The sequence below is a fragment of the Wolbachia endosymbiont of Encarsia formosa genome, assembly GCF_039540065.1.
Lineage (GTDB): Bacteria > Pseudomonadota > Alphaproteobacteria > Rickettsiales > Anaplasmataceae > Wolbachia.
This window is the reverse complement of the sequence record NZ_CP154278.1, coordinates 391,947-418,269: the sequence shown is the minus strand read 5'-3', so window position 1 is coordinate 418,269 and position 26,323 is coordinate 391,947. Positions and strand designations below refer to the sequence as shown.

At 32.8% G+C, this 26,323-nt stretch carries 28 protein-coding genes, 1 tRNA gene and 1 pseudogene; 24 read left to right on the top strand and 6 right to left on the bottom strand.

The genetic code is table 11. From position 1 onward, the window contains the following. Nucleotides 1–63: 63 nt before the first annotated feature. Nucleotides 64–906, top strand: a complete 843-nt coding sequence (locus AAE962_RS02170; protein ID WP_343289389.1) for a ParA family protein — start codon at nt 64–66, stop codon at nt 904–906. After that, the gene (locus tag AAE962_RS02165; protein ID WP_143689364.1) at nt 903–1,769 is read left to right on the top strand and encodes a ParB/RepB/Spo0J family partition protein; all 867 of its coding nucleotides are present in this window, start codon (nt 903–905) and stop codon (nt 1,767–1,769) included. Before AAE962_RS02170 ends, AAE962_RS02165 begins: the two co-directional genes overlap by 4 nt. Before the next feature lie 84 nt (nt 1,770–1,853). On the opposite strand, the gene ispD is transcribed toward AAE962_RS02165, so the two are convergent. Next, entirely contained in the window at nt 1,854–3,059 is a 1,206-nt protein-coding gene (gene ispD / locus AAE962_RS02160; protein ID WP_343289388.1) for a 2-C-methyl-D-erythritol 4-phosphate cytidylyltransferase, read from the bottom strand. A 101-nt stretch (nt 3,060–3,160) separates the two neighbouring features. Between ispD and AAE962_RS02155 the strand changes: the two genes are divergently transcribed. The 12 genes from AAE962_RS02155 to AAE962_RS02100 all read left to right on the top strand — a co-directional run bounded on the left by AAE962_RS02155 (nt 3,161) and on the right by AAE962_RS02100 (nt 11,536). Then, nucleotides 3,161–4,051 (top strand): alpha/beta hydrolase, encoded by an 891-nt coding sequence (locus AAE962_RS02155; RefSeq protein ID WP_343289387.1) that lies wholly within the window; start codon nt 3,161–3,163, stop codon nt 4,049–4,051. Nucleotides 4,052–4,100: 49 nt separating this feature from the next. After that, nucleotides 4,101–5,174: an AI-2E family transporter gene (locus AAE962_RS02150; RefSeq protein WP_343289386.1), complete on the top strand. Its 1,074-nt coding sequence runs from the start codon at nt 4,101–4,103 to the stop codon at nt 5,172–5,174. A gap of 105 nt (nt 5,175–5,279) precedes the next feature. Next, nucleotides 5,280–5,915, top strand: a complete 636-nt coding sequence (locus AAE962_RS02145; RefSeq protein WP_264336404.1) for a DnaA ATPase domain-containing protein — start codon at nt 5,280–5,282, stop codon at nt 5,913–5,915. Between the two features lie 370 nt (nt 5,916–6,285). Continuing rightward, nucleotides 6,286–7,272, top strand: coding sequence for a tyrosine-type recombinase/integrase (locus AAE962_RS02140; RefSeq protein ID WP_343289385.1), 987 nt, complete (start codon nt 6,286–6,288; stop codon nt 7,270–7,272). A 56-nt stretch (nt 7,273–7,328) separates the two neighbouring features. After that, on the top strand, nt 7,329–8,054 hold the full coding sequence (locus tag AAE962_RS02135) for a lysophospholipid acyltransferase family protein (RefSeq protein ID WP_343289570.1): 726 nt from the start codon (nt 7,329–7,331) through the stop codon (nt 8,052–8,054). Between the two features lie 43 nt (nt 8,055–8,097). Then, nucleotides 8,098–8,367 carry a 30S ribosomal protein S20 gene (gene rpsT, locus AAE962_RS02130; RefSeq protein WP_108784107.1) on the top strand — a complete coding sequence of 90 codons (270 nt, stop codon included), beginning with the start codon at nt 8,098–8,100 and terminating at the stop codon, nt 8,365–8,367. A gap of 80 nt (nt 8,368–8,447) precedes the next feature. Beyond that, the gene (locus AAE962_RS02125; RefSeq protein WP_343289384.1) at nt 8,448–9,689 is read left to right on the top strand and encodes a citrate synthase; all 1,242 of its coding nucleotides are present in this window, start codon (nt 8,448–8,450) and stop codon (nt 9,687–9,689) included. A gap of 63 nt (nt 9,690–9,752) precedes the next feature. After that, the gene (locus AAE962_RS02120; RefSeq protein WP_343289383.1) at nt 9,753–9,884 is read left to right on the top strand and encodes a hypothetical protein; all 132 of its coding nucleotides are present in this window, start codon (nt 9,753–9,755) and stop codon (nt 9,882–9,884) included. Between the two features lie 193 nt (nt 9,885–10,077). Then, nucleotides 10,078–10,554: a transposase DNA-binding-containing protein gene (locus AAE962_RS02115; RefSeq protein ID WP_343288676.1), complete on the top strand. Its 477-nt coding sequence runs from the start codon at nt 10,078–10,080 to the stop codon at nt 10,552–10,554. After that, on the top strand, nt 10,508–10,861 hold the full coding sequence (locus AAE962_RS02110) for a hypothetical protein (protein ID WP_343288677.1): 354 nt from the start codon (nt 10,508–10,510) through the stop codon (nt 10,859–10,861). Before AAE962_RS02115 ends, AAE962_RS02110 begins: the two co-directional genes overlap by 47 nt. Nucleotides 10,862–10,915: 54 nt before the next feature. After that, entirely contained in the window at nt 10,916–11,179 is a 264-nt protein-coding gene (locus tag AAE962_RS02105) for a hypothetical protein (RefSeq protein WP_343288678.1), read from the top strand. A 105-nt stretch (nt 11,180–11,284) separates the two neighbouring features. Beyond that, nucleotides 11,285–11,536, top strand: coding sequence for an IS4 family transposase (locus AAE962_RS02100; RefSeq protein ID WP_343288679.1), 252 nt, complete (start codon nt 11,285–11,287; stop codon nt 11,534–11,536). Here AAE962_RS02100 and AAE962_RS06725 read toward each other — a convergent pair. The 5 genes and pseudogenes from AAE962_RS06725 to AAE962_RS02080 form a co-directional block, all read right to left on the bottom strand. Next, on the bottom strand, nt 11,521–11,754 hold the full coding sequence (locus tag AAE962_RS06725) for a transposase (RefSeq protein ID WP_410543837.1): 234 nt from the start codon (nt 11,752–11,754) through the stop codon (nt 11,521–11,523). The two genes, AAE962_RS02100 and AAE962_RS06725, sit on opposite strands and share 16 nt — an antisense overlap. 530 nt (nt 11,755–12,284) lie before the next feature. Beyond that, nucleotides 12,285–13,058 (bottom strand): annotated as a pseudogene (locus tag AAE962_RS02095) (transposase family protein). 666 nt (nt 13,059–13,724) lie between these two features. After that, entirely contained in the window at nt 13,725–15,554 is a 1,830-nt protein-coding gene (gene ftsH, locus AAE962_RS02090) for an ATP-dependent zinc metalloprotease FtsH (RefSeq protein WP_343289382.1), read from the bottom strand. A 12-nt stretch (nt 15,555–15,566) separates the two neighbouring features. Continuing rightward, on the bottom strand, nt 15,567–16,862 hold the full coding sequence (gene tilS, locus AAE962_RS02085; RefSeq protein WP_343289569.1) for a tRNA lysidine(34) synthetase TilS: 1,296 nt from the start codon (nt 16,860–16,862) through the stop codon (nt 15,567–15,569). Between the two features lie 150 nt (nt 16,863–17,012). Next, on the bottom strand, nt 17,013–17,492 hold the full coding sequence (locus AAE962_RS02080) for an OmpA family protein (RefSeq protein ID WP_343289381.1): 480 nt from the start codon (nt 17,490–17,492) through the stop codon (nt 17,013–17,015). A 271-nt stretch (nt 17,493–17,763) separates the two neighbouring features. On the opposite strand from AAE962_RS02080, the gene AAE962_RS02075 reads away from it, so the two are divergent. The 10 genes from AAE962_RS02075 to AAE962_RS02030 all read left to right on the top strand — a co-directional run bounded on the left by AAE962_RS02075 (nt 17,764) and on the right by AAE962_RS02030 (nt 26,301). Next, entirely contained in the window at nt 17,764–19,182 is a 1,419-nt protein-coding gene (locus AAE962_RS02075) for a carboxypeptidase (protein ID WP_343289380.1), read from the top strand. 20 nt (nt 19,183–19,202) lie between these two features. Then, nucleotides 19,203–20,270: a rod shape-determining protein gene (locus AAE962_RS02070; RefSeq protein ID WP_343289379.1), complete on the top strand. Its 1,068-nt coding sequence runs from the start codon at nt 19,203–19,205 to the stop codon at nt 20,268–20,270. Nucleotides 20,271–20,482: 212 nt separating this feature from the next. Further along, entirely contained in the window at nt 20,483–21,595 is a 1,113-nt protein-coding gene (mnmA, locus tag AAE962_RS02065) for a tRNA 2-thiouridine(34) synthase MnmA (RefSeq protein WP_343289378.1), read from the top strand. Between the two features lie 167 nt (nt 21,596–21,762). Beyond that, nucleotides 21,763–22,452: a hypothetical protein gene (locus tag AAE962_RS02060; protein ID WP_343289377.1), complete on the top strand. Its 690-nt coding sequence runs from the start codon at nt 21,763–21,765 to the stop codon at nt 22,450–22,452. A 244-nt stretch (nt 22,453–22,696) separates the two neighbouring features. Next, complete coding sequence (locus AAE962_RS02055) at nt 22,697–22,951, top strand: hypothetical protein (RefSeq protein ID WP_343289376.1); 255 nt, start codon at nt 22,697–22,699, stop codon at nt 22,949–22,951. A gap of 59 nt (nt 22,952–23,010) precedes the next feature. Continuing rightward, nucleotides 23,011–23,517: an inorganic diphosphatase gene (gene ppa, locus AAE962_RS02050; protein WP_343289375.1), complete on the top strand. Its 507-nt coding sequence runs from the start codon at nt 23,011–23,013 to the stop codon at nt 23,515–23,517. Between the two features lie 273 nt (nt 23,518–23,790). Further along, nucleotides 23,791–23,881 (top strand) — tRNA-Ser (locus AAE962_RS02045). Between the two features lie 118 nt (nt 23,882–23,999). Next, nucleotides 24,000–25,127: a SurA N-terminal domain-containing protein gene (locus tag AAE962_RS02040; RefSeq protein ID WP_343289374.1), complete on the top strand. Its 1,128-nt coding sequence runs from the start codon at nt 24,000–24,002 to the stop codon at nt 25,125–25,127. A 33-nt stretch (nt 25,128–25,160) separates the two neighbouring features. Beyond that, nucleotides 25,161–25,790 (top strand): oxidoreductase, encoded by a 630-nt coding sequence (locus tag AAE962_RS02035; protein ID WP_343289373.1) that lies wholly within the window; start codon nt 25,161–25,163, stop codon nt 25,788–25,790. Next, the gene (locus AAE962_RS02030) at nt 25,774–26,301 is read left to right on the top strand and encodes a 5-formyltetrahydrofolate cyclo-ligase (RefSeq protein WP_343289372.1); all 528 of its coding nucleotides are present in this window, start codon (nt 25,774–25,776) and stop codon (nt 26,299–26,301) included. The genes AAE962_RS02035 and AAE962_RS02030 overlap by 17 nt, the downstream gene beginning before the upstream one ends. The last annotated feature ends 22 nt before the right edge of the window (nt 26,302–26,323 follow it).

Here is a 26,323-nt window from a genome sequence, read left to right as displayed (position 1 = left end):
TTTCTAATGCAAAAATTTCTTGCATATATACAATAGAGTTATTTTATACATAAGATAAAAGGCGTGAGCAAGATCATTGCAATAGTAAATCAAAAGGGTGGAGTTGGTAAAACCACAACTAGTATAAATTTATCGACAGCCTTTGCTGCTGTAGGAAAAATTACTTTATTGGTAGATCTTGATCCCCAAGGGAATGCTAGTACAGGGCTCGGGGTTTCTTATCGTAGTAGAGAAGAAAAAAATATATACAAAATACTGCTGAGCAACGAAAGTGAATTGGTAGAGTCGGCAATTTTTCATATAAAGGAAATTCCAAATTTATCGTTAATTTCATCAGTGGTTGACTTATCAGCTGCAGAAATTGAGCTATCACAACTTGAGCAGGGAAAATTCGTACTAAAAGACACTCTAGAGAAAGTGCGTGATAATTATGAGTACATAATCATCGACTGCCCTCCATCACTTGGTCTGCTTACTATCAATGCTTTGACCGCTGCTAACTCTATTATTGTTCCTCTTCAGTGTGAATTTTTCGCTCTGGAAGGATTGAGCCATTTAGTTAAGACTGTAGAGCTGATAAAAAGAAATAACCTAAACCCTTTCTTGGCAATAGAAGGAATATTGCTCACAATGTATGACAGACGCAACAAACTTAGTGAGCAGATAAAAAATGATATTTGCCAGTATTTAAATGATAAAGTATATAAAACTATCATCCCATTGTATGAGACCATTATTCCACGTAACGTACGGTTATCAGAAGCGCCTTCTCATGGAAAACCCGCTATTGTATATGATTTTAAGTGTCCTGGTGCGCAAGCATATATAAGTTTGGCAAAAGAAATTTTAAAGAAACACATGAGCATCTGTAAAGAGAAAAAGCTGGTAAGTGAGGGTACGTCGTGAAGGATAATAGGCGCTTAGGTAGAGGTCTTGCCGGCCTCATAGGCGATAATTATGATAATAAGGAAGATCGGTTACCCGTTGCATTACTGCATCCGAGCAAATTTCAGCCGAGAAAATATTTTGATGAAGAGTCATTGAAAGGACTTGCAAGTTCGATAGAGAAAAATGGCATTATACAGCCTATTGTGGTGCGCAAAGATCCAAATGATGACGATTATGAAATAGTAGCAGGGGAACGTCGTTGGCGTGCAAGTAAAATTGCAAATCTTGATAGTGTGCCAGTCATCATAAAAGATTTAAATGACAAGGAATGCTTAGAAGTATCGATAATTGAGAACATACAGAGGCAAGACATTAATCCAATAGAAGAAGGTGAAGCGTATAGGAAACTAATAGATGAATTCTCCTACACACACGAAGAACTAGCTTCAACGTTAGGCAAAAGCCGCAGTCACATAACCAATATGACTCGAATGTTATCACTCCCTGATGGAGTGATAACAATGATCAACGAGAAAAAACTGTCTATGGGCCATGCAAGGGCATTGATTAATGTTGAAAATGCGGAAAGTCTTGCAGAAAGAATAGTTTCTCAGGGCCTGAGCGTTAGACAAACTGAAAAATTGATAAAAGACTTACAACAAAATAACGATCAAAAAGAGCATAAATATACTAAAAATCAAGATATGGCAGCACTAGAAGGGGCTATATCTTCTCAACTTGGTTTAAAGATCAAAATTAATGACAGTAATTCTAAGGGTAAAGTCATGATACGTTATAACAACTCAAGTGAATTGGATTTTATATTGAAAATTTTGAATAGAAGACTTGAATCAGCTATTAATGTCGAAAGTAGCTCATAGAAATTTCTTGACAAACCTTCCCACTTTCCTTGCAATGGAAGTGAAATGGTGGAGTTTGTCAAGTAAGTTATTTCGTTTCTACCTTCAATAAAAATTTGCACGCAATAGCACAGAAGCATACGTTGCTATTCCCTCATTTCTTCCAATAGAACCTAATTTTTCCGCTGTAGTTGCTTTGATATTTATGAATTCACCATTAATTTCTAATATTTTTGATATGAATTCCTTCATCCCTGCTTTGTAAGGCGATATTTTAGGCTCTTCACAAACTATAGTAATATCTAAATTAGAAACGCTATATCCTTTTTCCTGTGCTTTTTTAGCAGAAAAGTCAAGAAAATGAGATGAATTGCAATCCTTCCATTTAGAGGAATTAGGAGGAAAATGTTCTCCTATATCGCCACATCCTAGTGCTCCGAGTATCGCATCAACGATTGCATGTATTGCAACATCACCATCGGAATGTGCCTCTATTGCCATATTATGCTCAATTTCCACACCGCAAATTTTTATAAAACTCTTAGCATCATTTTGAATTTTAACAAATTTATGTATATCATAACCGGTTCCGACACGGAATTTTGGCTCTCCAAAGAGAAGTTTTGCCATATTGATATCCTCTTTTGTAGTTAACTTAAAATTCTTTTTCTCACCTTCAATAATCGCAACATGTTTTTTATGCTCCACCATTAGTGATGAATCATCAGTAAATTCTTTGACTGATTGATGGCACGATAATAATTCTCTGAAATTAAAAATTTGAGGAGTTTGCATGGCTCTAAGTTTTTCTCTTGAAATCGTAGATTCAATGAAATTATTACTCACCAACGATATAGTATCCTCGACTTCTATTGCTGGAACTACTCCTGTATATTGACCATTAATCATAGATTCAATCAAGTTGTTTATTAGAATATTTGATACAAAAGGCCTACAAGCGTCATGTATAATAACAAAATCTGGATTGATCTTTTGCAAACTCTCCAGTCCAAGTTTAACTGAACTCTGCCTGCTTTTTCCTCCACATACTGGACTCAGCAATTTAGTATCTATAGTTGATGACGTAACTTCTTTATAGAAATCTTTTTGACTTTCATTCACTACCACTCTTATGTAACTTATGTACTGATTAGCTAAGAATTTCCTAATTGTGTGAAATAAAACAGACTTACCTGCCAATTTTATATACTGTTTAGGGATTTTGGCATTGCATCTACTGCCTACTCCTGCTGCAACTATTAATGCTGCTATCTTGTATTTCTCAAGTCTGTTAGTGTGCATGCTTACCATTTTCGGTGTTAATATAAGTTATCTAGCATTTTAAAAAAGTTGATCCAATTCTCAAAAAAGAATATTCTTTTACTAGGTGTAATATATGCTAGAGGAAAATAATGCACGTTGCTAAGTATAACAAAGAAAATGAGATACATCTTATATTTTTTCATGGAATAGGTGATAATTATAAAAATGCGTCCAGGTATATACAAGATAGATCTACATATCTCCATAGGTCTAATTTCTACACTCATGCACATAAATACCCAATTGCATTTCAAAACTATATAACTTACGCAATAGCTAGTTTCTTATTTTTAGGAATATCCATATTATCACCCGCTCTGATATTATTTACCAACCCAATGACGTCTAGGACAGCGAATTCAGCAATATTAGCAGCTTTGATTTGCACTTTTTTGTCTATATCAATACTCATGATTCCATTTATAAATAAGAATAAAAGCTTATCTCAGTCTTCGATAAAAAAAATCAACGAATTAATGGACAAGGGTGTAAAACCTGAAAACATCATACTTTTCGGCCATTCCTTTGGAGGAGCAGTTGCATCAGAAGTATTAAAATATTTTACAGACAAAAATATTAAACTTGGAGGCGTTATTTTTACTAGCACTTTCAGCTCTTTTCATAATACAATAAAGCATTTTCCAATTCCTCAAGCAAAAATTTTAAGTGTACTGCCCTCATGCTTATTGAAAAAGATGCTTAAGGTCCTAAATTTAGATTTTGATATAGTAAGCAATATACAAAAGCTACAAAATGATAATATACCAATAGTGATCATTAATCATGAAAGAGACAACTTAATACCATATCCTGCACAATTAGCAAAAGGACTAGAAGATAATCAATCGTTAAATAGAAATTTGACCAAAATCGTTAATTTGAAAAGCTTTGAATATGATCCGCACAACGGAGTTTTATTTAGTTGCGAATTGAATAAAAATTTGCTTGATCTCATACCTAATAAAACAATAAATAGATAGTATTTACAAAAAACTGTATATTTTTTGATAAATTGACTATTCTAAACACATGCAAAAACGTCATATAACTATTTGTTGCGTACTGCTTTTCATAATAGGAGTGTTGTTTTTGATGCGTCCTATGATTGTCCCGTGTCTAATATCCCTTTTTGTTGCACATTTGTTTAACCCTCTAGTAACCAAGTTTGAAAAATACAGAATACCGCGTTCATGTTCTGTAGTTTTTATAACACTTGCCTTATTGATAGCTTTTATATTAGTTATTACATTTGTTTTACCTATTATATATTTTCAAATTACTTTAATATTAAATTTCTTAGTGAATAAGATACCTTCATTAAAGCTTAAAGTGATTCCTTCTGTTCTAGAATTTCTTAATATAAAAACTGAAGATAATTTATTTGATCACTTGTCTAAAAATCTAGTAGAAAATTACAGTGATTATATATCTTATTTTATAAATGCTCTTAGCATGGGCAGTAATCTTATAATTCAAGTGCTAAATTCAAGCTTTAGTTTGATTTACATGGTATCATTAATAGCTATTACGCTTGTGGTGTTTTTTTATGTATTACGTGATTGGCCTTCAATTGTAGAAAAGGCTAATAAACTAATTCCCATTCTTTACAGAGAAAAAGCTGCAGGTTATTTTTTCAAAGTAGATTTCATTATATCTAATTACCTAAAGGGACAGTTAAACGTATGTATAGTCATGATGATCTTTTACTCCGTGGGCCTTAGCATAATTGGGCTGAAGCATTCTGTAGCTATTGGAATTTTATCAGGAACATTAACATTTATACCCTATATAGGGCCATTATTATACACTATTATCGGATTTTTGAGCGCCATTACTCAATTTAGTGGATGGTTTGAAAGTGCTGCTGTCTTGCTATTATTTAGTGTTGGTCAATTAATAGACTCAAGCATATTAGTGCCTTTATTAATAGGAAAAAAAGTTCATATACATCCAACTATCATTATTTTGGGAGTTGTCATATGTACCTCATATTTTGGGTTTATAGGTATATTATTTTTTATTCCAATAATAGCAATATTCAGTGTATTAGTAGAATATGCAGTCAATAAATATTTTGAAAGTGAGATTTATAAAAATGGCTAATTAGTTCACGATAAAAAGAAAAAGGACCTCTGATACATTTGAGAAATGCAAGTAAATTTTTATGCAAAAATTATTATCAAAAAGTAGCAATTTAAGAGGCTTTACGTGCAATTAAATTTATTTAACAATAATCAAGTTGATTATTGTTGGCAAAATTATATCATCTTAGACGAAAACAAGCACGTATATAACTCAATAGCTAACGATTTATCTTGGAAATGCCTGATTCTTTTTGGACCTAACAGCTCTGGAAAAACTCACCTTGCTCATATTTGGCAATCAATAAACAATGCAATTTTTATCAATGTGAATAATTTTGTAAGCGAGATTAGGTATAGCAATGCGTTTATTTTAGAGGATGTACAAAACATTAAAGATGAGGAAATGTTGTTACATTGTTATAATTATATGAAGGAAAATGATAAGAGATTGCTGATCACTTCTTCAATTTCACCAAAAAAGCTTAACTTCAAGCTCAAAGATTTGAGCTCTCGAATATTGTCAACTATCAGCGTAAAAATTTTACCTGCAAGCGAGGAGTTATTAAGAATTATGCTAATAAAACAATTTTCAGATAAACAATTAAAAATTGATCTAAAGGTAATTAATTATATTCTAGCAAGAATAGAACGTTCTTTCCACAGCATTAATAAAATTATAGAAAAAATAGATAGTGAATCCATAGGATCAAATGTAACCATTCCTTTTATTAACACTTTATTAAAAAAAAGTCCCAAGTGATTCCTTCTGCTGCAAGACATTTGTTATATATATTAAAGATTTATTAATACCCATACAATAATGAAGTTGAAATCACTATTTCTTTATGTTAAAATTATAATAAATACTATGATGTAATAAGAATAAACAGACATATCTAAGGGATATTTTTACGATAGTAAAACTTACTTTACAGGATGTTTTTTATATACTTGATGTTATAATTAAAATATGGTAAAAATAAGATCAAATTTAAAAAAAAGGTTAAAACAAAGGTTTGTAGTACTTACTTTATTGATAAATACTTTGTTTATCTCATATTTTCTTATAAAAAACACAAAAGATACTTTCAATCAAATTATAGTCAAAGAAATAAATATAGGAGCTGATAATGAAAAATAAACAACTACAAAATAAAAAAGAGAATCTTTACATAACGTATTACATAGATACTTTGGTTTCCGAAAAATCCTCTACACAAAATACTTTGGAAAGTTATCGTTCAGATTTACACCAACTTGAAGAATTTTTATTAGAAGGAGGCACTACCTTAGTTGGTGCAAGTAAAGCTAATATTAAAGATTATGTAAGCTTTTTACGTACACAAAAGAAATATAAAACTAGCTCTATATCAAGAAAAATATCTGCTATCAAAAATTTCTATAAGTGCCTATTTAATGATGGAATAATAGACTTTAATCCAGCACCGGCTAATGATAATGAATTAAGAAATACAAAAGTTTCCCGTCCTTTGCCTAAGTATTTAAGTGTTCAAGAAATATTTTTGCTCATGGAAACAGTAAAAAAATCAGCAAGCGGATCGAATAAAGAGATAAGCAGTAAAAGGCTATGTGCAATTTTAGATATCCTTTACTCTTCCGGGATGCGTGTTTCTGAATTAATTAATATGAAGTTATGTGAAGTATCACATTTAGTAAACAGTAATGGTAAAGAAGGCTATATAATAATAAAGGGAAAAAGTGGCAGAGAAAGGCAAATCTTTTTTAATGAGCAAGCATTGCAAAGCCTTAAAGATTATTTATCAGTTCGTGACAACCTGCTCCCTAACAACAAAAAATCTGATTGGCTATTCCCAGGTGATAAACCTCATAAACCAATTACAAGGCAAAGAGTTGGTCAATTAATAAAGGAATTAGCAAGAAAGTGCGATATTGATGAAAATAAAATCTCCCCACATGTGATTAGGCATTCTCTTGCTACCCATCTACTGAATAGCGGAGCGAATATTGTGCTGATACAAAAAATTCTTGGCCATACTAATCTTTCTACAACGCAAATATATACTCATATTGCTAACGAAAAGTTAAAGGACAAATTAGCTGATTCTCATCCTATTACTCAGATGATCAATAATTAAACTTATTGCTTTTAATTTTGTAGTAAAGTTAAATTCAAATAAGTTTACGTATGTTTGTGATTGCAAGTTTATTGTTTAATTTACTCCTTATATTATGGGAAGTATTCTATACTTTTATTACTCTTCCTGTAATTTTCTTTCCTGAGTGTGTAATAACCATTTTCCTCGTTTGCTCGGTGAGAGTTGTATTATTCATGTTACGTTTATTATGTGGCATTAAATATGAAGTGAGGGGAATGGAAAACATTCCTGAGCAACCTTTTATAATTGCATCTAAACACCAATCTCCATTTGAAACATTTATTTTTATACTACTATTTAGAAAAGCAGTTTTTATTTTAAAACGTGAATTGAAATGGATTCCATTCATTGGTTTGCATCTCATGGCATTAAAAATGATTTTTATTAACCGCTCAGATGGTATTAGTTCTGTGCGTCATATCATGAAATTAGCAAAAATGCGTATAAAAGAAAATAGAGGCATAATAATATTTCCTGAAGGCACAAGAACGACTATAAACCAAAATATAAAATATCAACCAGGTATCGCTGCTTTATATAGCGTATTATCTGTTCCTGTATTACCGATTGCTTTAAACACTGGTTTGTTTTGGCCAAAAAGCATACTTTCTCTGAGAAAGAATCCCGGAAAGGCGGTAATAGAAATATTACCTTCCATATATCCCGGGTTAAACAAAAATGAATTCTTGCAAAGTTTAGAAAAAATCATTGAAGAGAGAAGTAGTAGATTAATTCCAGAAAAAACTGATATTGCAAATTAACAAAAAGACTTTATAATTAAAAGAAAAGTACAGGTATTAATATATGGCAAATCATAAGAGTGCTAAAAAAATGATAAAGGTAATAGCAAAGCGTACTTTAGTGAATAAGATGCGAAAAAGCAAAACTCGTACTGCTATTAGAAGATTAGTTGATATAATCAAGTCTGGTGATAAAGAGAATGTTGTCTTGGCATTTCGGAATGCTGAATCCAATTTACATAGATGTGTAAATAAAGGTGTTATTCATAGGAATACTGCTGCTCGTAAAATAAGTCGTTTAAATGCAAAAGTAAAAGCATTGATGACAGCATAATATCGTTAATATAAGGTTAATCGGATTAATGTATACTCTTCAATTTTTATACCTTCTATAAAATTTAAGTAGCTCAAGTGATGGATAAAAAAGCATTGTTGGAACTAAGTGATGGGTCAAAAATTGAGCTACCCATATTAAGTGGAACAATAGGTCCTGATGTGTTAAATATCAAGGATTTATATAAAGTAACTGGATTATTTACTTACGATCCAGGATTTGTTTCTACAGCTTCATGTTCTTCTGCAATTACATTCATTGATGGAGATGAAGGAGTTCTTAAATATAGGGGACATGATATAGCTGATTTGGAAGAAAATAATAGTTTTACTGCTGTGATTTATTTATTACTCTATGGTGAACTACCAAGTTCAGAGCAACACAAAAAATTTCTTTTCAAAATACAAGAATTGTCCAAAGTATCAGAGCAAGTTACAAATGTAATCAAAGCATTTCCAAAAACTGCTCACCCTATGTCGATTTTGATTGCATGTTTTGCAAATTTGTCAGCGTCTTACCATGAAATGCATAGCAACAATGTCAATGGTGAGGATTTAGATTTTGGAATTTCTGCAATAGCACAAGTTCCTGCAATTGTTGCAATGACTTATAGGCATATCAACAATCAGGAATTCATAAATGCTAACAATGAATTAAGTTACAGTGAAAATTTCTTAAAGATGATATTTGGCGATGCTGTTGATAATGCCCTTTTTGCAAAAGCTCTGGATAAAATATTTACTCTCCATGCTGATCATGAACAGAATGCTTCTACGGCAGCTGTCAGATTGGTAGGGTCAGCTGGTTCTAATCTATTTGCAAGCCTGTCTGCAGGAGTTGCTACACTTTGGGGTCCAGCACACGGTGGAGCTAATGAGGAAGTTATAAATATGCTAAAAGAGATAGAGCAAAGTGGAGATGTAGATAGATTCATTGAGAAAGCTAAAGATGATAAAGATCCATTTAAGCTAATGGGGTTTGGACATCGTGTTTATAAAAACTATGATCCGCGCGCGCTTATATTAAAGGATGCTTGTCATGAGATTTTAAGCAAACTAGAGCAAAACAATGAATTACTTGAAATTGCAAAAAAACTTGAAGAAGTAGCTTTAAAGGATGAATATTTCATCACGCGTAAATTATATCCAAATGTTGATTTTTACTCAGGTATAATAATAAATGCTATCGGTATCCCTTCAAGTATGTTTACACCCATTTTTGCACTTGCAAGAACCACTGGTTGGGTTGCCCAGTGGTATGAAATGGTAACCGATAAAGAAACCAAGATTTGTAGGCCAAGGCAGCTATACCTTGGCAAATAAACTTTCATTCACAATTTGTCCTCAAATAGTCTAATTTTCTTTAGCTATAAAATACAGCAACTTATGTTTTTACCAACTGATGTATGCTTTTTTGTAGAACACTGTTCAGATTGTAATACAGACGGTTGGTCAAGTATTGGTTTGGGCTTATCATTAAAAGAAGATCGTGCTGAAGAAGTGCCAAGGCCACTATAGTATTTTCTAAAATGGATGATAAAGTTCCATTATGGCATTACCAACCAAAAGTTGTAAGTCTGTATATTTATACATTAGAGGTCTGAGGCGGCTTTTGATGTTATGCCAACAGTGTTCTATGGGATTCAAATCTCACTTTTACCCACAAATAAAAAAGTGAGTAAAATGGATACCAAATAAATTTGGGATTAAAATGAGTGAAGTAAGTACAAATGTGCAATATACTGATGGCTTAGGGGATAAATGGCTGGAAAGAGAGTTAAAACACGTTAATTTAGGAAATACAAGACTTAATAAGAGACTTATTAAAACAGGATATTGTATAGAGGGTAAGGCGTCTGGATCAATTAATCAAAGCTGTAGTGGATGGAAAGAAGCTAAGGGTGCATACAGATTATTTAGCAATGAAAAGCTTAAGGATAAGGAAATTTATTCTTCCCATTACAAAGAAACTATGGAGAGAATGAAAGGAAATCAGTTTGTTTTTTCAGTTCAAGATACAAGTTATTTGGATTTTGACTCTCATATAAAAACCAAGAGGCTAGGTAGTATTTCTAAAGCTTATACGAAGAATAAAATGGGTTTACTGTTGCACAGTGCCTTAATAGTCAGCAAAGGAAGGATTGCCTTTAGGTCTATCTTCTCAACAATGTTGGGCACGTTCTATTAGGGAAAAAGAAAAGGCACAAGAAAAAGCAAACAGGAAATACCGTACCTCCATAGAAGAAAAAGAAAGTTATAAGTGGATAACAGCTCTCAAAGAAAGCATAAACAACCTTCCTGCAAATGTACAACTTGTTACCCTTGGTGATAGAGAGGCAGATATCTTCAAATTTTTATGGATCACTGAGACATTAGGTAGTTTTTATGTAATCCGTAATCGAACTAATAGAAGATTTATCTGTACTGAAATTGGAAAAACAGATTTGCAAACACGCATCACTCAACTGCCAGTAAAGAAGAAAATTTCTCTATAAGTTAATAAAGATAGAAACCAAAGATCAAGGAAAGCTAATATTGAAGTTAAGTATATGAAAGGCTATATACCTATCAGATCTTCTTCAATTTATGGATCAAAAGACACAGTGCATAAAATAAGTGATAAAATCCCTGTATATGTGGTAAGTGCAAAAGAAACAAATCCTCCTGAAGGATTGGAAGCTATTGATTGGACTTTGCTGACTAATGTACCAGTTAATAGCACTTTAGATGCTATAGAAAGGATAAATTGGTATAAGCTAAGATGGAAAATTGAGGAGTATTTCAGGGTTTTAAAATCAGGATGTAAAATATAAAGCTCTCGTTTAACTAGAAAGGAAAGGCTACAGAAATTAATTGCTATAAAGAGCATTATTGCATTTAAAATTTTATATTTAACAAAAGTCGCTTTATCAAATCCCATGGAAACCTGTACTAAAATTTTAAGCAATGAAGAGTGGAAGGCCCTTTTCATACGTGAGCATAAAGTAGCTACATTGCCAGAAGAACCTCCAAAAATAAAACAAGCTATTATTTGGTTAGGAAAATTAGGTGGATTTATGAATAGAAAAAGTGATAATTTACCAGGGGCTATGACTCTATGGCGGGGCTATGAAAATCTTAAGGAGAGCATAGTTATGCTTCACATCATGACCTCTCAAAATTGTGGGTAAAAGTGAGGCTTCAAATCTGGCGAGTATGGAGGCAAGAACAAAATTTTACACCCAATATTTGCTATCAAATTTTTCGTCCTTGCAGATTTATGAAAGCTTGCTTTATCGAGAACAATAGTCTGTTCAGGTTTTAATATAGGAACAAGTATATTTTCTACATAAGCATCAAAAATCTCGCTGTTGCAGTAGCCTTCAGGAAGCTTTAACTTTTCCTTCATTTAGTGCTCCAATTATTCTTACCCTCTTTCTTTTAAACCCTGGACAAATAACCTCTTACCTTTTTGAGACCACCCATATTCATAAAATCTGTTATCTTCTACTCCAGACTCATCTATGAATATCAAGTTTTCTTTTTCTATTCCTTCTATTTTTTTATGAACTCCTTGGGTTTCTCTTCATTCCTTTCCTGATAAAGAAAAGTTTTTTTTATATGTATAGCTTACTTTTTTAAGATAATTGTAGACTGTATCTTTGCACATGTTGCCAAATTTTTCAATTATTTTTTCAACCGTAATATCTCGGTTTTCATTCAGAAATTTGACAAAGCTATCTAAGTCTTTAATTTTATGACTATGTCCCTTTTGATAGTCTGAAGACGGTTTTATACTTCCTCTTTCTTCTCTTCTTTTCCTCCACTAGTATATAGTTTTCTATCAATTTTTAACATCTTGCTTACTTCTTCCACAAGACCTACTGGGAAACAGTATGGAACTAAATTCAGCGTGAGTTAGGTCAATAGCAGGATCAATTAAAACTCGTGTTTGAGATTTACCAGATCAGCAATTATGTTAAATCTCATGTTGTATTTCTTCTGAAAATTGCGATAGGTATGTGACATGATTTTAAAAACCTTAATTTCATGAATTTTATGCTACACTCTCATTCTAAATGATGTCAACTTTCGATTGTGCTCTTTTTGATCATCGGTCAGCGATTTTTTTCGATACCTTTTATATGGAATTACAACGTTACTCTGCAATTTTTGCCACCCCTGATACCCAGAATCAACATACTTGATATTCTCTTTTGACAACATTTTTTCCTGTTTTCGTATCTTAAAATCATGAATTCGATCTCTGTGTGACTTTGACACTGATAGAATTTGCCCATCTTCTTTTATAACAATTTCTGTTTTTATTGTATTTACTCTTTTCTTTCAGGAATAAGACAATTTTCTTTTCTTCCTATCTTTTGATCGTTGTATTGGTTGTTCTGTAACATCTGCTAATATTTTCAAAATTCTTTCTGGCGTCATAGTTCTATCCTTTTTTATTGAGACTTTCTTAGCCAAAAGTGGTTCCATTTTCTTGAGTAATCGGTAGATGCTTGAGTTATGAAAGTTGAATAGTTAGCTCAAGAATCGGTGCGTTATGTAAGTTCGATAATATAGAATTATACAGAGTATTTTGTCTTCCAATACAGGCAGTCTTGACGTTCTTCCATGGCATTTCTTCTGTTCTTGAACTTTTTCCCACTCTGGGCGCATTTTTTCTACAACCTTTTCGAATTCTTCTATTGTCATTTTTTCTCGTCTACCACTTTTAAAACTCGTTCCCTCAGGTCCTCACTATATGGCTTTGGCATCATTCTACCTTCATTAAAGCAGTATTATACCTTTTTACCCCACCCTTTGAGAAAATCTTACTTCGGTTAGCTATAGACTAAACAACAAGTCGCTATTAAAATTTGAAAAGACAATTAAGGATGTTGGAGGAAGATCAAAGAGAAATTCAAAGGTTGTGTTGGAGGTAAAAGAGAAGTACCACTTAGTTCAAAAATAGGAAAATTAATTGGTGTAGTTTCATCCATAATTGTAGGTGCTTTCATTGGTATAATGGTTGGTATGGTCATTGCTGGTTTATGTATTGAGATGTGTATAATCAACCACTTCAGAACCGATTCTTCTCATCATGGGTGCTACTGCTGTTATAGGAGCCATTGTAGCAAGAACTGCTCCTTTATTAAAGCTAATAGAGATGTTTAAAGGTCAAGCTTTCTCCTAGTAGCGGTCTGGAAAGCTCTAATACTGAACATACTTATTTAAATAGGCAAAGAGTTATTTAGAAAAAAATTGGAAGAATGTTCAAAAAAGTCCATTTATAAAATACATCGGCTTAACTATGATCTTATAACTTAAGCTAATTAATTAAAAATTTTTGTTTTAGCGGTTAAATAAAGCTAGATCTGATTAGAGAGAGGATCTCCTTACCTCTTCCTTACCTTCATTTTCATTTCTAACAATTTTTTTTCCACTTAATATGTCTCTTATTTCATCTCCTGTTAAAGTTTCAAACTCCAGTAGATTTTCAGCAATGAGCTCCAAGTCTTTCCTACGCTTGGTTAAAATGTCTTTTGCTTTTTCATAGCAAGAAAATACAACTTTCTTTATTTCCTCATCTATAAGTCTTAACGTATCTTCAGAAATTGTCTCAGAATCATGTGTAATTTGTTCACGATTGTGATATATTGGCCCTATTTTGTCACTCATTCCCCATTTTGTCACCATAGCACGTGATAAATCTGATGCTAGTTTTATATCTGAAGATGCGCCGCTTGTGACTTTATCATAGCGAAAAATTAGCTCTTCTGCCACACGTCCACCCATTGCAACAGTTATATCTGCTAGCATCTTTTCTCTTGTGAGGGACACTCTATCTGTTTCTGGTAGTCTCATAACTAAACCGAGTGCTCTACCACGTGGAATAATTGTTGCTTTGTGTATAGGATCAGAAGCAGGCATATTAACTGCAACTACTGCATGACCAGCTTCATGGTAAGCAGTAAGCTTTTTTTCTTCTTCTGTAATGACTAAGGACCTTCTTTCTATGCCCATCATCACTTTATCACGTGCATACTCAAAATCATCCATGGTAACAATTTTCTTATTTCTTCTTGCAGCAATAAGCGCAGATTCATTCACTAAATTTGCTAGATCAGCTCCTGAAAAACCTGGCGTTCCCCTCGCAACTGTTTTTACGTTTACATCTGGTGCTATCGATATTTTCTTTATATGCGTATTTAATATTCTTTCACGCCCATTTATATCAGGTAAAGAAATAGTAATCTGTCGGTCAAAACGACCAGGTCTAAGTAGTGCTGGATCTAGCACGTCTGGACGGTTAGTTGCAGCAACTATTATCACACCTTCATTAGACTCGAAACCATCCATTTCAACCAGTAATTGATTTAATGTTTGTTCCCTTTCATCATTACCACCACCAAGACCAATGCCGCGATGCCTACCCACTGCATCTATTTCGTCTATGAAAATTATACAAGGAGCATTTTTCTTACCTTGATCAAACATATCACGAACACGGCTTGCACCAACACCGACAAACATTTCAACGAAATCAGATCCAGAAATACTAAAAAACGGTACATTAGCTTCACCTGCAATTGCACGAGCAAGTAGAGTTTTACCAGTTCCAGGGGAACCAATTAAAAGACATCCTTTTGGTATCTTCCCACCTAACACTTGAAATTTTTGCCTTTGTTTAAGAAAATCAACAATTTCAACCAACTCTTCTTTTGCTTCATCAATCCCAGCAACATCATCAAATGTCACTTTTTTTCCAGTAGTCATAAGCCTAGCTTTTGATTTGCCAAAGCTTATAGTTCTATTACCTCCTGCTTGCGTTTGTTTAAAAAGGAAAAGTAATAAACCGATAAAGATAAGCGTCGGAACCCATTGAATAAGTAATCCACCAATTATACCTATTGCAGAGTCTCCAATTGAAAAGGAGAACTTCACTTTCCTATCATGCAAACTTTTTATTAAGTCACTATATATAACACCACTTGAGTTAAAGGCTGACCCATCCCTAAACTTCCCTTCGATGCTTTGGTTTCTTATTGTAATATTTTCTATATCATTATCTTCTAGTCTAGTTAAAAATTCTGAAAAAGGTATGGTTGTTTTACTCTTACCTATACTTCCGCTAAATTGAATATAAGCAACTGAAATAAGAACAATAATCACTAACCAGATCAATAAGCCTTCTAAAAATTTTTTCATTTACATTTCTAATTAAATACTAATCAAGCTTACCAAATTTTGTTTTATCGTGCTATTAATAATGAATCGAACCTTATCATCATCGGTATTTTTTCCGTTATAATTTACATCAGGATAAGCAAGCATCTTTCCATCTTTTTGTACTGTAGGCAAAGAATAGTAGACTTCAGAGCAATAATCATAATTTTTTAGAAATTCAGGGATCTTTTGTGTTTTCTTTAGTGGAGCAATAGTTACTGAACACTCCTGATCTCCAAATATTGTGCAGCTAAACCTGTTATCCCATTCAATAGAACCATTTAATGGTAAGTGTACAGTAATTTCCTGTATCTTTGACGATTCTCTCATTATCAGAATACTTTCTCCATATTTTCTTATTTTGCATCCATAGAGTGTGCAATTAACATCACTATTTTGTTGCAATATTCTATTAAATATTGCAACAAGGCTGTTGTATCTTGGTTTATAGTATTTACCACAGATTGCCATTATAGAATAAAGAAGGAGCCTTAAGGATATTTCCTCTGGCAGTTTATAAAATTCACTTAGTTTAATTTCAATATAACCAAGATCATGAACATTAATACAGTCATTAAATGCAAGGCGTGTGTAGTGCATCAACGCTTTTGCAGCTCTTTTCATATGAAGGGCTGTAAGGCATATTCGCTCTGTTAGAACATCTTGATTATCACTTGCTTTAAGCAAGTTACGGTATAAAGTTCGCCTGTATTTCAAGTCATAATTGCTTCTATCTTCGATCCATCTTAACTGGTGAAGTTGAGCATACCTTTCTATTTTACTACGACTGAAATTTAACAATGGCCTAAATACATAAATACCATTGAAGAAAGATTTGTAATCCATTGATGATAATCCATCTACGCCACTACCTCGCTCTAATCTCAATAAGAACGTTTCTGCTTGATCATTTTCGTGGTGAGCAACAAATAAATATTTAACATTATTGTTTTTACACCATTCTATTAATAACTTGTATCGTGCTTTTCGTGCCTGTAACTGAATATTGCCTTTAATATTTTTTTTCTCCCAATTTAATACGAATGACTCCCTTGCTCCAAGTTCTTTTGCGTAACTTATAGCAAAATGAGCTTCTTTTTGAGATTCTAAACGTAACCCATGATTTACTGTTAATGCTATAGGGGCTAAAAGCTTACTTTTTTTTGCCCAGTTAATCATTAAGTGCAATAAAACTACGCTATCTATACCACCTGATACTGCAACCGCAACTTGATTATCATGAAAAGTAAAGTTATTAACTATATTTTGAAATGACAGCTCCAATTGCATTATGTCTCGGTTAGGTAGTTTATATCTCTCTACATTATACCGCCCACAGGACTTCAATACAAGTTCAACTAACAATCAGTGGAAGCAACGGATTTGCACGTTGTATCATCCCAGTGCTAAAAACTGGGATCCAGGTTTTAACGCAAGAAACTATTTCTTTATTCCAGAAAATGAAAATTCTACTCTACGATTTTTAGCATGGTCTTTTTCGTACTTAGAATTTTTAGAATCATCTTTTACGTCAACCAAAGGCTCAGTTTCACCTTTAGAAGCAGTTTTGATTCTATTTTCTAGATAAGGCGTACAGCTGACCATAAACTTTTTAGCTGCATCTGCTCTTCTAGCACCTAATGCAAGATTATATTCATGAGAACCACGATTATCAGTATGACCAGTTAAAGTAACCTTTGCGTCAGGATTATTTTGTAACACTTCCATCACGTCAAGTAATACATCTGCACTCACTTCACTGATACTAGATTCATCATAACCAAAGAAAACTCTTTTATCACCTATCTGCTTAACAACGGCATTCATTTTATTTGTCGTATTTACTCCTTTTTTAGGGCAAGAACTTACACCAGTAAGAAGCAAACAAAAACAAAACATTATAATCAGTCTACTCCACATTACTAAACCTCCATAAATTTAAAATACAGTGTGTAATTTTAATTCTAGTACTAATAATTCCTCTATACTAGAATAGAGTCAAGGAAAATAAAGTACTAAATGTTTTTTTACAATCTTACAATTAACTTTCTGATAAGATGCTCAGTTCTTAGCAATGAGGTACAATAAAAGAATAAAATACAATTTTTTATTGTACTTTAAGCAAATATACTTTTAACTTTATTATTAATCTATTACGATATTAAGCAGATGTTTCAAAGCAATGATAAAAATGGAATCTTATAAGTTTTTAGAGGAAGTATTAGATAAGGTAAGGAATATCGAAAACATACTAGAACTAGTAAGTAAAAGCCAATTGAATGTAGAGGACAAAGTTGAACAAATGTGTCTTCTAGGGGAAATCAAACATGAAATTATCTCTCATAATGCAATAAAAGAATCATTAGCAAATGCTCTTAGCAACAAGAAGAGTGCGAACACTCAGCAGCTAAAGTTAATAGAGAAAATACATAAAAGCAATAGTGCTATTCCTGTTGATTTAGTAAAATCTTTGCTCAAAGCTAAGATTGAATGCCAAAACTTACGGAAGCTAGCTAATTCTGAAATCAGTAATTTAGAAAAGCTGAAAGAACGCTTTGCTGATCTAATCAAACTCGCTCGTGAAGTAGCTTCTATAAAATCGCAGCAATTAAAGTGCTCAAAATATGACTCACTGCTTGCTGATTATGACTCTAACATCACAGAAAAGAATATAAAGGAAATATTTCCTAAATTAGGCAAATTTTTTAGTGAAAATGTAGAGAAAGTAATTCAAAAGCAGAAGAAGGATAAGGTTACTAATATACAAAAAGTTACGGTTCAGAGACAGATTGAACTTAGTTCCTTATTCTTACAGCAAATGAGTGTTACACCAAATGAGATTTCCATTTCTTATTACGATCCTATCGATTATGATGAATCTGACCTTTGTTATGGTTTATTTTTACTTTTACGGCATACTGGTCATGCAATTCATCAAAAATGTTTAGCGCAAAATTCTATAAAGAGCTCAATTACTAAACATATTATGTATGAAACTCAAGGATTATTCATGGAAAGGATCATTGGAACATCCAGAGAATTTATTGAGTTCATTCAACCACACATAAAGGAGAAACTTTCTACAAAAGGCAAAATTAATAGTAGCGTTGAAAATTTGTATTTGATTTTCAATAAAGTAAATCTTTCATCTTTTTTGAAGAATGCAGATGAATTTAGTTTATTGGCTCACATTATGCTAAGAACTAAATTAGAACAAGATTTAATAAATGGTACGTTAGAAGTTAAAGATCTACACGATAAATGGTTGGAAGGTATGAAGCATTACAAGATTTCAGTAAAAGCTAAAAATGAGCTAGACACTTATTTTCAAGATGAGTATTGGATAAGTGGTGTTATAGGCTACTTTCCTATAAAAGTCATAGCGTTAATCGCTGCTGTGCAGTTTTTTTCTTTCATTAAGAAAAATAATTACGAATTTTTAGATTCTATAGTAAAAGGAGATTTCAGTTTACTTATCGATTGGTTCTCTAAAAATGTATATAGTGCAAAGTATGGCTTTTTGGAACAGCTAAAAAAGGTAACAGGTAGGGATTTAGATATTGAGTGCTACACTAGTTACTTATCTGAAAAGTATAATTTGTCTCAATAAATGGTTTTTTTGAGTTGTGTATGAGTTTTGTTCAGAATTTAATCAGAAATTTTTTTACTTTCAAAGGTTTATTTGCTAGCGATATTGCTATAGATCTTGGTACTGCAAATACTTTAGTTTATCAGAAAAGTCAGGGGATAGTGCTTGATGAACCCTCAGTTGTAGCAATAGTAAAAGAAAAAGGAAGTTACGTTCCTTATGCTTTTGGCAAAAAAGCTAAGATGATGCTCGGAAAAACACCTGGAGAAATAGAAGCGATAAGGCCCTTGAAAGACGGAGTTATTGCCGATTTTAAAAGCGCGGAAGAAATGTTAAAATATTTCATACGCAGCGCAAACACAAGATTCACTGTTAATAAACCTAGTATTATCATATGCGTTCCATCTGGATCTACCCCAGTTGAAAGGCGTGCTATACAAGATGCAGCAGAAAGTGCTGGTGCAAATGAAGTATTTTTGATTGAAGAACCAATGGCTGCAGCAATCGGAGCTGGGCTCCCAGTTACTGAACCTGAGGGTTCTATGATTGTTGATATAGGAGGAGGTACAACTGAAGTTGCAATTATTTCTTTAGGTGGAATTGTTTATTCACGTTCTGCCAGAGTGGGTGGTGATATTATGGATGAGGCAATAAAGTCATACATTCGTGAAAATCATAAGTTATTAATCGGTGAAACAACTGCCGAAAAAATTAAGAAAAACGTCGGTTCAGCCAGTCTGCCAGTTGAAAACAACAAAGAGGGAATGATAATTAAAGGCAGGGACTTAGTGAGTGGCATGCCAAAGGAAATGCTTTTATCAGAATACCAAGTTGCAGAAAGTCTAATAGAGCCTGTACATCAGATAATTTCTGCTATTAGGACTGCACTGGAGAGCACTCCACCTGAACTCTCTTCTGATATAGTCGACAGAGGAATAATTTTATCCGGTGGTGGTGGATTATTGCGTAACTTGGGCAAAGTTATCAGTGAAACAACAAAATTACCAGTTCGTGTTGCAGATGACCCACTTTGTTGTGTTGCCTTGGGTAGTGGAAGAGTGCTTGAAAATATGGATCATTTTGGCCATGTTTTATTCAAGCAAGATTAAATTGTTTTTGAAGATCGAATTGTTTTGATGGAATTATGTAATATAAATGAGATCTCAGTGTCACGAACCAAGTAATTTAAAGGCAGCAGGAAGGGTTGTCATCCCAGCGCTTGACACTGGAACTTGACTACAAATAAGTATGCTGTTTCGATGAAATTGTGTAATAGAAAATGGATTCCAGTGCTTGACACAGGTTTGTGTTTATAAATTATATGCTAAAAGAATTTGAAATTGAACCTTTATTAAAAGATAAAGCTCCGCATCAAACTAAGGCTATTGTTGCAATGTCCGGGGGAGTTGATAGCTCCGTTGCTGCAGCACTGCTGTATAACCTTGGGTACGAAGTGATAGGTGTGACTCTTCAGCTCTATGGCAGTGATGGTAATGCTAATGCGAGAAAGGGTGCATGCTGCGCTGGACAGGATATTTATGATGCCAAATACGTGGCTGAAAGTGTTGGCTTTCTCCACTATATTTTAAACTACGAGGAAATATTCAAAAAGGAAGTAATAGAGGATTTTGCAAATACCTATATGCGTGGAGAAACTCCCATACCATGTGTAAGATGTAACCAAACGGTAAAATTTCGTGATCTATTGCAAGTTACAAAAAATCTTGGTGCAGATGTGCTCGTAACAGGACATTACGTAAGAAGATTAGAAGAAAATGGTGAGGTAAAATTGTGTAGAAGCATCGATAAAAGTAAAGATCAAAGTTATTTTTTGTTTGCAACTACTGAGGAGCAGTTAAAGCTTTTGCGATTTCCATTAGGTGGGTTCTATAAAAGTGATATAAGAAAATTAGCAAAGTATTTTGGCTTACAAATTTCTGAAAAGTCGGATAGTCAAGATATATGCTTTGTTTCCGAAAGCTATAGTAAAACAATAGCTAAATTAGCTCCACAATCTGTACAGAAAGGTAAAATAGTAGATATTCATGGAAAAGTGCTAGGTGAGCACAGCGGCATAGTAAATTTTACAGTGGGACAGAGAAGAGGCCTCTGCATCGCACACAGTGAGCCTCTTTATGTAGTAAGAATTAATACAGAAAATAATGAAGTTGTAGTAGGCCCGATCAATGCTCTAATGCAAAAAAAGATATTGGTCAAAGAGTTAAATTGGTTAGAACAACCAAAAGAAGGCATGGAAGTAACTGTGAAGCTTAGGTCATCACATGCAGGAAGCTTAGCGACAATATATTCAACTGACGAAAAGAACAAAGCCTGTGTAATTTTAAACGACGATTACTTTGGCATCAGTCCAGGTCAAGCCTGTGTAGCATATAAGGGCGAACAAGTTATAGGTGGAGGTTGGATATGCTACTAACTAAAGGGCTTAATTCTTTGATACAGAGTGTAAACGTACAATAATATTTATTGCTATTTTGCCATGTATCCCTTATACTATAAAGTAGAACATTATAGGTTTTAGCAATCGTTAAGGAAGTTGAAGAACTAATAAAAATTGTTGGTAAGGGTAATTTATTAGAGGCCTTGTTTATTTTTTTAGGCGATTTTCAACATGCTAACTTAACTGGTAAAATAGACCATAGAAACCATATTGGTTTGTCTTCATTCGTTAGAAAAAAAGAGGAATCATTAGATAAATATTTTAACTTACAATTTAGTCTACAAGGGTTGTTCTTAATTTATACTCAAGCTTATAAAATTTTAAGCGGAAATAATAATCTGAGCACTCAAGATATCATAGATGAAATATATAAAGTTATTAAGGAGTCTGAGTTAGGTAAAGACATACACGAAGTAGTAGATGGAAGAAAATTAGATTTACTTAACGTTTTGGCAAACCCAAAGAGAGAATCAATATTTAAAACAGTAGAAGATTTTGAAAATAAGGTGCTTATTGATGTTAGAAAGTTACTAAGTGAAGAAAATGCATTAAACGAATATGACAGAGAATTTACCTTAAGTAAATGCATTATTGATTTCTATTATTCTATTCATCAAGACATAAAAGTAGAAAGGGATGTAGTATTATTATTTTCTATATTTGGCCACTATCATAAACTTTCTGAACATCACAAAGAGTCTATAAAAAAGGAAAGTTTATCAATAATAGATAACGTGGTCGTTTCCAGATATATAATGGCTTTAATTGGATTACTGCAAAGTATTAATTTGAAAGATCAAAATAGAGCCACTAAATATACGCTGGATTGTTAGAAGATAGGTAGTCTAAACAGAACATTCAATATATTGTCATCTGCAGGTTATAATAATCAAGGTTTTTTATGCCTGAAAAGAGCTGGACCAACTTTGAAACATCTGTTAAAATATCAATAAGTTTGAAGAGAGGATAATAAACAACACACATTATTCAGCACCGCAAGAAGAGAATAAATGTAGGCCAAATTTCATACTCAGCAAGAAAAATCATAAAAACACAGTCTGTAAACTTATTTTAGGTATGTTTGTATTGTCTGTTGGGTTATATGTTGCTGATTATTTCCTTATGGAGCAAAAATTATTTAATCCAATAAAAGGTGTCCTACCACAGGATAATTTTGCTAATCTAGTAATTGCTGCAATGCTTACTATCGTAATAGTATATGCCTTATCTCAATTATTGAAACCACCACAGGAACCACCACTTTCAACAGTCGATGATGTGCGGAAGAAAAAATTAGAACCGCTCCATGAAAACAAGCTCAGAACTACATAAATGTGGCAACTTAAAAGCACATATTGTATAATGCTTATTCTTAAGTTAAGAGGTAATTCATGGATTTAAGTAAAATAACAACAAAACCAGATGCAATAAGTGTAGTAATTGAAATAAGTGCAAATGCTGAGCCTGTAAAGTATGAATTTAATAAAGAGCTTGGGTTGTTACAAGTTGACAGATTTTTGTCTACCTCAATGACTTATCCTTGCAATTATGGGTTTATACCAAATACCTGCGCAGGTGATGGTGACCCTGCGGATGTTTTGGTGCTAACTCAATTTCCTTTAGCGCCTGGAGTTTTGATATCGGTGCGTCCATTAGGTGCATTACTTACCAAAGACGAGAAAGGAGAGGATGAAAAAATATTAGCTGTACCTATCTCCAGTGTTGATAGCTATTATGACAATATAAAAAACTATTCTGATTTATATAAAAACTTACTAGATAAAATAGCTCATTTCTTTTCTCATTATAAAGATTTAGAAAAGGGAAAAACTGTGACAGTTGGAGAATGGGCTAATGTGGAAAAAGCAAAAGAAATCATTGAAAAAAGTAGAAATTAGTTTGAGTTGATTTAGCCTTAAATTACAGTTATTCGGAAAAATATTGTTGTTTTTAATGGGTAAATATTGGTATCCGTTCAGGATAGAGGTAAGGTAGTATAACCATAGAGTAAAAGTGAGTTTACAACAAATGGTGTCATCCCAGTGTCAGCTACTCTGATGACAAGAAAGGGAGTACAGGTTTCAATATTTGCATGCATCTGAACAGATACAAATATTGCAATTAAAAGCATTAGACAGGCAGTAAAGGTCTTGATATTATAGTAATAATTTGGAAGGGTGGCCGAGCGGCTGAAGGCGGCGGTTTGCTAAACCGTTATACGACCCAAAAGTCGTATCGAGGGTTCGAATCCCTCTCCTTCCGTATATTATTGTTTAGTTATTCATTACATTAATTTCACCCTCTTTTTTAATTATTAAAAAGTTAGCTAGCGTTTATTCAGTATTTATTATAGAATTAGTTATTAGCTAAATAATTTTATATGCATAAAATACTAATTTTGATATTAATAATGCTGCCGCTTAGGTTACTTGCAACTGAGATTGAAATTGTTGCAGATGTAAATGGTGAACCAATTTCAAATTTAGATATCGAAAGACGTATAAAATTCATAAATTCATTGCTTGGCACTCAGAAGATTAATCAAAAAGAGGTAAAATCTCAAATTCTAAGACAGTTAATAGATGAAATTATCATTGTCAGCGAAGCACAGAAGATGAATATAGAATTGAGTAACGAGGAGTTAAATAATGCTGTCACGTTATTCTTAACTCAAAGTTTAAAACTTAAGGCTGATGAAGTTGATCAATACGTAAAAAAGCATAATATAGATCTCAATACCCTAAAAAAACAAGTAAAGTGTCAGCTACTATGGAACAAGATTATTGAAGTAGGAGTTGTACCGCTTATTAATATCAGCGATCAAGAAGTGGATGATGCAAGAAAGCAAAAAGAGAAGTCTGATTACCTTATTACGTTTCAGGAGTTTATAATTCCCGATCAGAAGATAGCTGAAGACTTAGTAAAAAAATTACGTACCAGTAATAATCCAGAATCTTCAATAAAGATGCGCAAAGCAACAGTTAATTTAAGTCAGCTAAAAGGCACTCTCAAGGACGTTTTGGAAAGATTAGAAATCAGTGATGTAGCAGGTCCGGTTAGTTTAAGCGAAGGTTACTCTGTTATAAAAGTCATAGATAAGGTACAGCTCGATCATACACTGCTGGAAAGTACTTTAAAACTGAAACAGGTTGTAGTTGAAGGTTCAGAAAGTTTACTCTCTAATTTTAAGGAGCAAAAGGTCAGTTGTTTAAATTTTGAAAAGTTAGCAGATGATTTCAAGTTGCCAAGCGTAAAAGAGTTTGAAATAAAAATGCGAAATTTAAATCCTGATTTACAGATTTTATTTAGTAAAACAAATATGAATGAAATAGTAGAATTAAGAGAAAATAGAACTGCAAAGTTGATGATGTTATGTGATATCAAAAATAATGCAATGGATATAGAAGCAATCAAACAGGAAATGTATCAACAAAAGATTATGATACAAAGCAACCTGTTATTGGATAATATGCGTAAAAATGCAGCTGTTAGTTATCAGTTTAATTGAAGTTAGAGAGGTTTTCTACTCCATAAAAAGTTTATGAAGAATATAATGCTCATTGGCGGTGGAGTTGGAAATGCAGTGTTATTTTCGATAGGCAAAGCTTGTCTTGAAAACAATCATAAGGTTTTATATTTCGCTGGCTATAAGAAATTAAGTGATGTATTTAAACGAGCACTGATAGAACGTGCATCAAACGTGACAGTTTGGGCATGTGAAGAAAGATTGATAGAAACAAGCAGAGAAAAGGATAAATCCTTTCATGGTAATATAGTTGATGCAATAATCTCATATCAGCAAGGAAAGTTAGGTAAAATTACTATTAGTTTAAACACTATAGATAAAATCATCACTATTGGTTCTGATAAAATGATGAAAGCTATAAATGAAGCTAGAAAAACAATTTTAAAACCATATCTGAAACCAAATCACATAGCAATAGCATCAGTTAATTCTCCTATGCAGTGTATGATGAAAGAAATCTGCGCTCAATGTATTCAGCAATATATAAATAAGAAAACGGGAGAAATAAGTTTTGTTTATAGTTGCAGTAATCAAGACCAAGATATGGAACTTGTTGATTTTGACTTTTTAAGTGAGCGCTTGAAGCAAAATAGTTTACAAGAAAAGCTCACTGCAAAATGGATAGAACATGTTCAAAGACACTAAACAGCACAAAGAGGAACTAAGAAAGCAATATAGAACCATAAGAAAAGATATTGATGAAAGTTATTCTAGTTATGCAGCAAATTCTCTTATTAATCTCTTTAACAAAAACTTAAGTTGCGTTAAAGGTAAAACAATAGCAGCCTACATTCCAATGGATGGGGAAATTAATGTTGTGCCTTTGATGCATCATTTACTCTATTTAGGATATAAAGTAGCAATTCCTAATAAAAGTAAGTTATTAAAATTTGAGGAATGGAATAAAGCAGATGAAGATATAATTCCCGACACAATCATTACTCCTCTTATTGCTTTTGATGATCATTTTAATAGGCTAGGTTTTGGCGTTGGTTGGTATGATGAAATGATAAAAAAATTACGGCCACTTGGAAAAATATTTATAGGTGTAGCTTATGAGAAGAAATATTGTAAAAATTTACCTGTGGAAAAACACGATCAAAAATTGGATATTATAATTACTGAGATGTGTGTTAGATTGAAAATGGAAAAGTAGGGATCTATTCGGGAACGTTTAA

Excerpts from the sequence above, each read along its gene's own strand:
- ispD (WP_343289388.1), bottom strand. The coding sequence starts at position 3,059 with ATGGTAAGCATGCACACTAACAGACTTGAGAAATACAAGATAGCAGCA.
- AAE962_RS02155 (WP_343289387.1), top strand. The coding sequence starts at position 3,161 with ATGCACGTTGCTAAGTATAACAAAGAAAATGAGATACATCTTATATTT.
- AAE962_RS02150 (WP_343289386.1), top strand. The coding sequence starts at position 4,101 with ATGCAAAAACGTCATATAACTATTTGTTGCGTACTGCTTTTCATAATA.
- AAE962_RS02140 (WP_343289385.1), top strand. The coding sequence starts at position 6,286 with ATGAAAAATAAACAACTACAAAATAAAAAAGAGAATCTTTACATAACG.
- rpsT (WP_108784107.1), top strand. The coding sequence starts at position 8,098 with ATGGCAAATCATAAGAGTGCTAAAAAAATGATAAAGGTAATAGCAAAG.
- AAE962_RS02125 (WP_343289384.1), top strand. The coding sequence starts at position 8,448 with ATGGATAAAAAAGCATTGTTGGAACTAAGTGATGGGTCAAAAATTGAG.
- AAE962_RS02120 (WP_343289383.1), top strand. The coding sequence starts at position 9,753 with ATGTTTTTACCAACTGATGTATGCTTTTTTGTAGAACACTGTTCAGAT.
- AAE962_RS02115 (WP_343288676.1), top strand. The coding sequence starts at position 10,078 with ATGAGTGAAGTAAGTACAAATGTGCAATATACTGATGGCTTAGGGGAT.
- AAE962_RS02105 (WP_343288678.1), top strand. The coding sequence starts at position 10,916 with ATGAAAGGCTATATACCTATCAGATCTTCTTCAATTTATGGATCAAAA.
- AAE962_RS02100 (WP_343288679.1), top strand. The coding sequence starts at position 11,285 with ATGGAAACCTGTACTAAAATTTTAAGCAATGAAGAGTGGAAGGCCCTT.
- AAE962_RS06725 (WP_410543837.1), bottom strand. The coding sequence starts at position 11,754 with ATGAAGGAAAAGTTAAAGCTTCCTGAAGGCTACTGCAACAGCGAGATT.
- ftsH (WP_343289382.1), bottom strand. The coding sequence starts at position 15,554 with ATGAAAAAATTTTTAGAAGGCTTATTGATCTGGTTAGTGATTATTGTT.
- tilS (WP_343289569.1), bottom strand. The coding sequence starts at position 16,862 with ATGCAATTGGAGCTGTCATTTCAAAATATAGTTAATAACTTTACTTTT.
- AAE962_RS02080 (WP_343289381.1), bottom strand. The coding sequence starts at position 17,492 with ATGTGGAGTAGACTGATTATAATGTTTTGTTTTTGTTTGCTTCTTACT.
- AAE962_RS02075 (WP_343289380.1), top strand. The coding sequence starts at position 17,764 with ATGGAATCTTATAAGTTTTTAGAGGAAGTATTAGATAAGGTAAGGAAT.
- AAE962_RS02070 (WP_343289379.1), top strand. The coding sequence starts at position 19,203 with ATGAGTTTTGTTCAGAATTTAATCAGAAATTTTTTTACTTTCAAAGGT.
- mnmA (WP_343289378.1), top strand. The coding sequence starts at position 20,483 with ATGCTAAAAGAATTTGAAATTGAACCTTTATTAAAAGATAAAGCTCCG.
- AAE962_RS02055 (WP_343289376.1), top strand. The coding sequence starts at position 22,697 with ATGTTTGTATTGTCTGTTGGGTTATATGTTGCTGATTATTTCCTTATG.
- ppa (WP_343289375.1), top strand. The coding sequence starts at position 23,011 with ATGGATTTAAGTAAAATAACAACAAAACCAGATGCAATAAGTGTAGTA.
- AAE962_RS02040 (WP_343289374.1), top strand. The coding sequence starts at position 24,000 with ATGCATAAAATACTAATTTTGATATTAATAATGCTGCCGCTTAGGTTA.
- AAE962_RS02035 (WP_343289373.1), top strand. The coding sequence starts at position 25,161 with ATGAAGAATATAATGCTCATTGGCGGTGGAGTTGGAAATGCAGTGTTA.
- AAE962_RS02030 (WP_343289372.1), top strand. The coding sequence starts at position 25,774 with ATGTTCAAAGACACTAAACAGCACAAAGAGGAACTAAGAAAGCAATAT.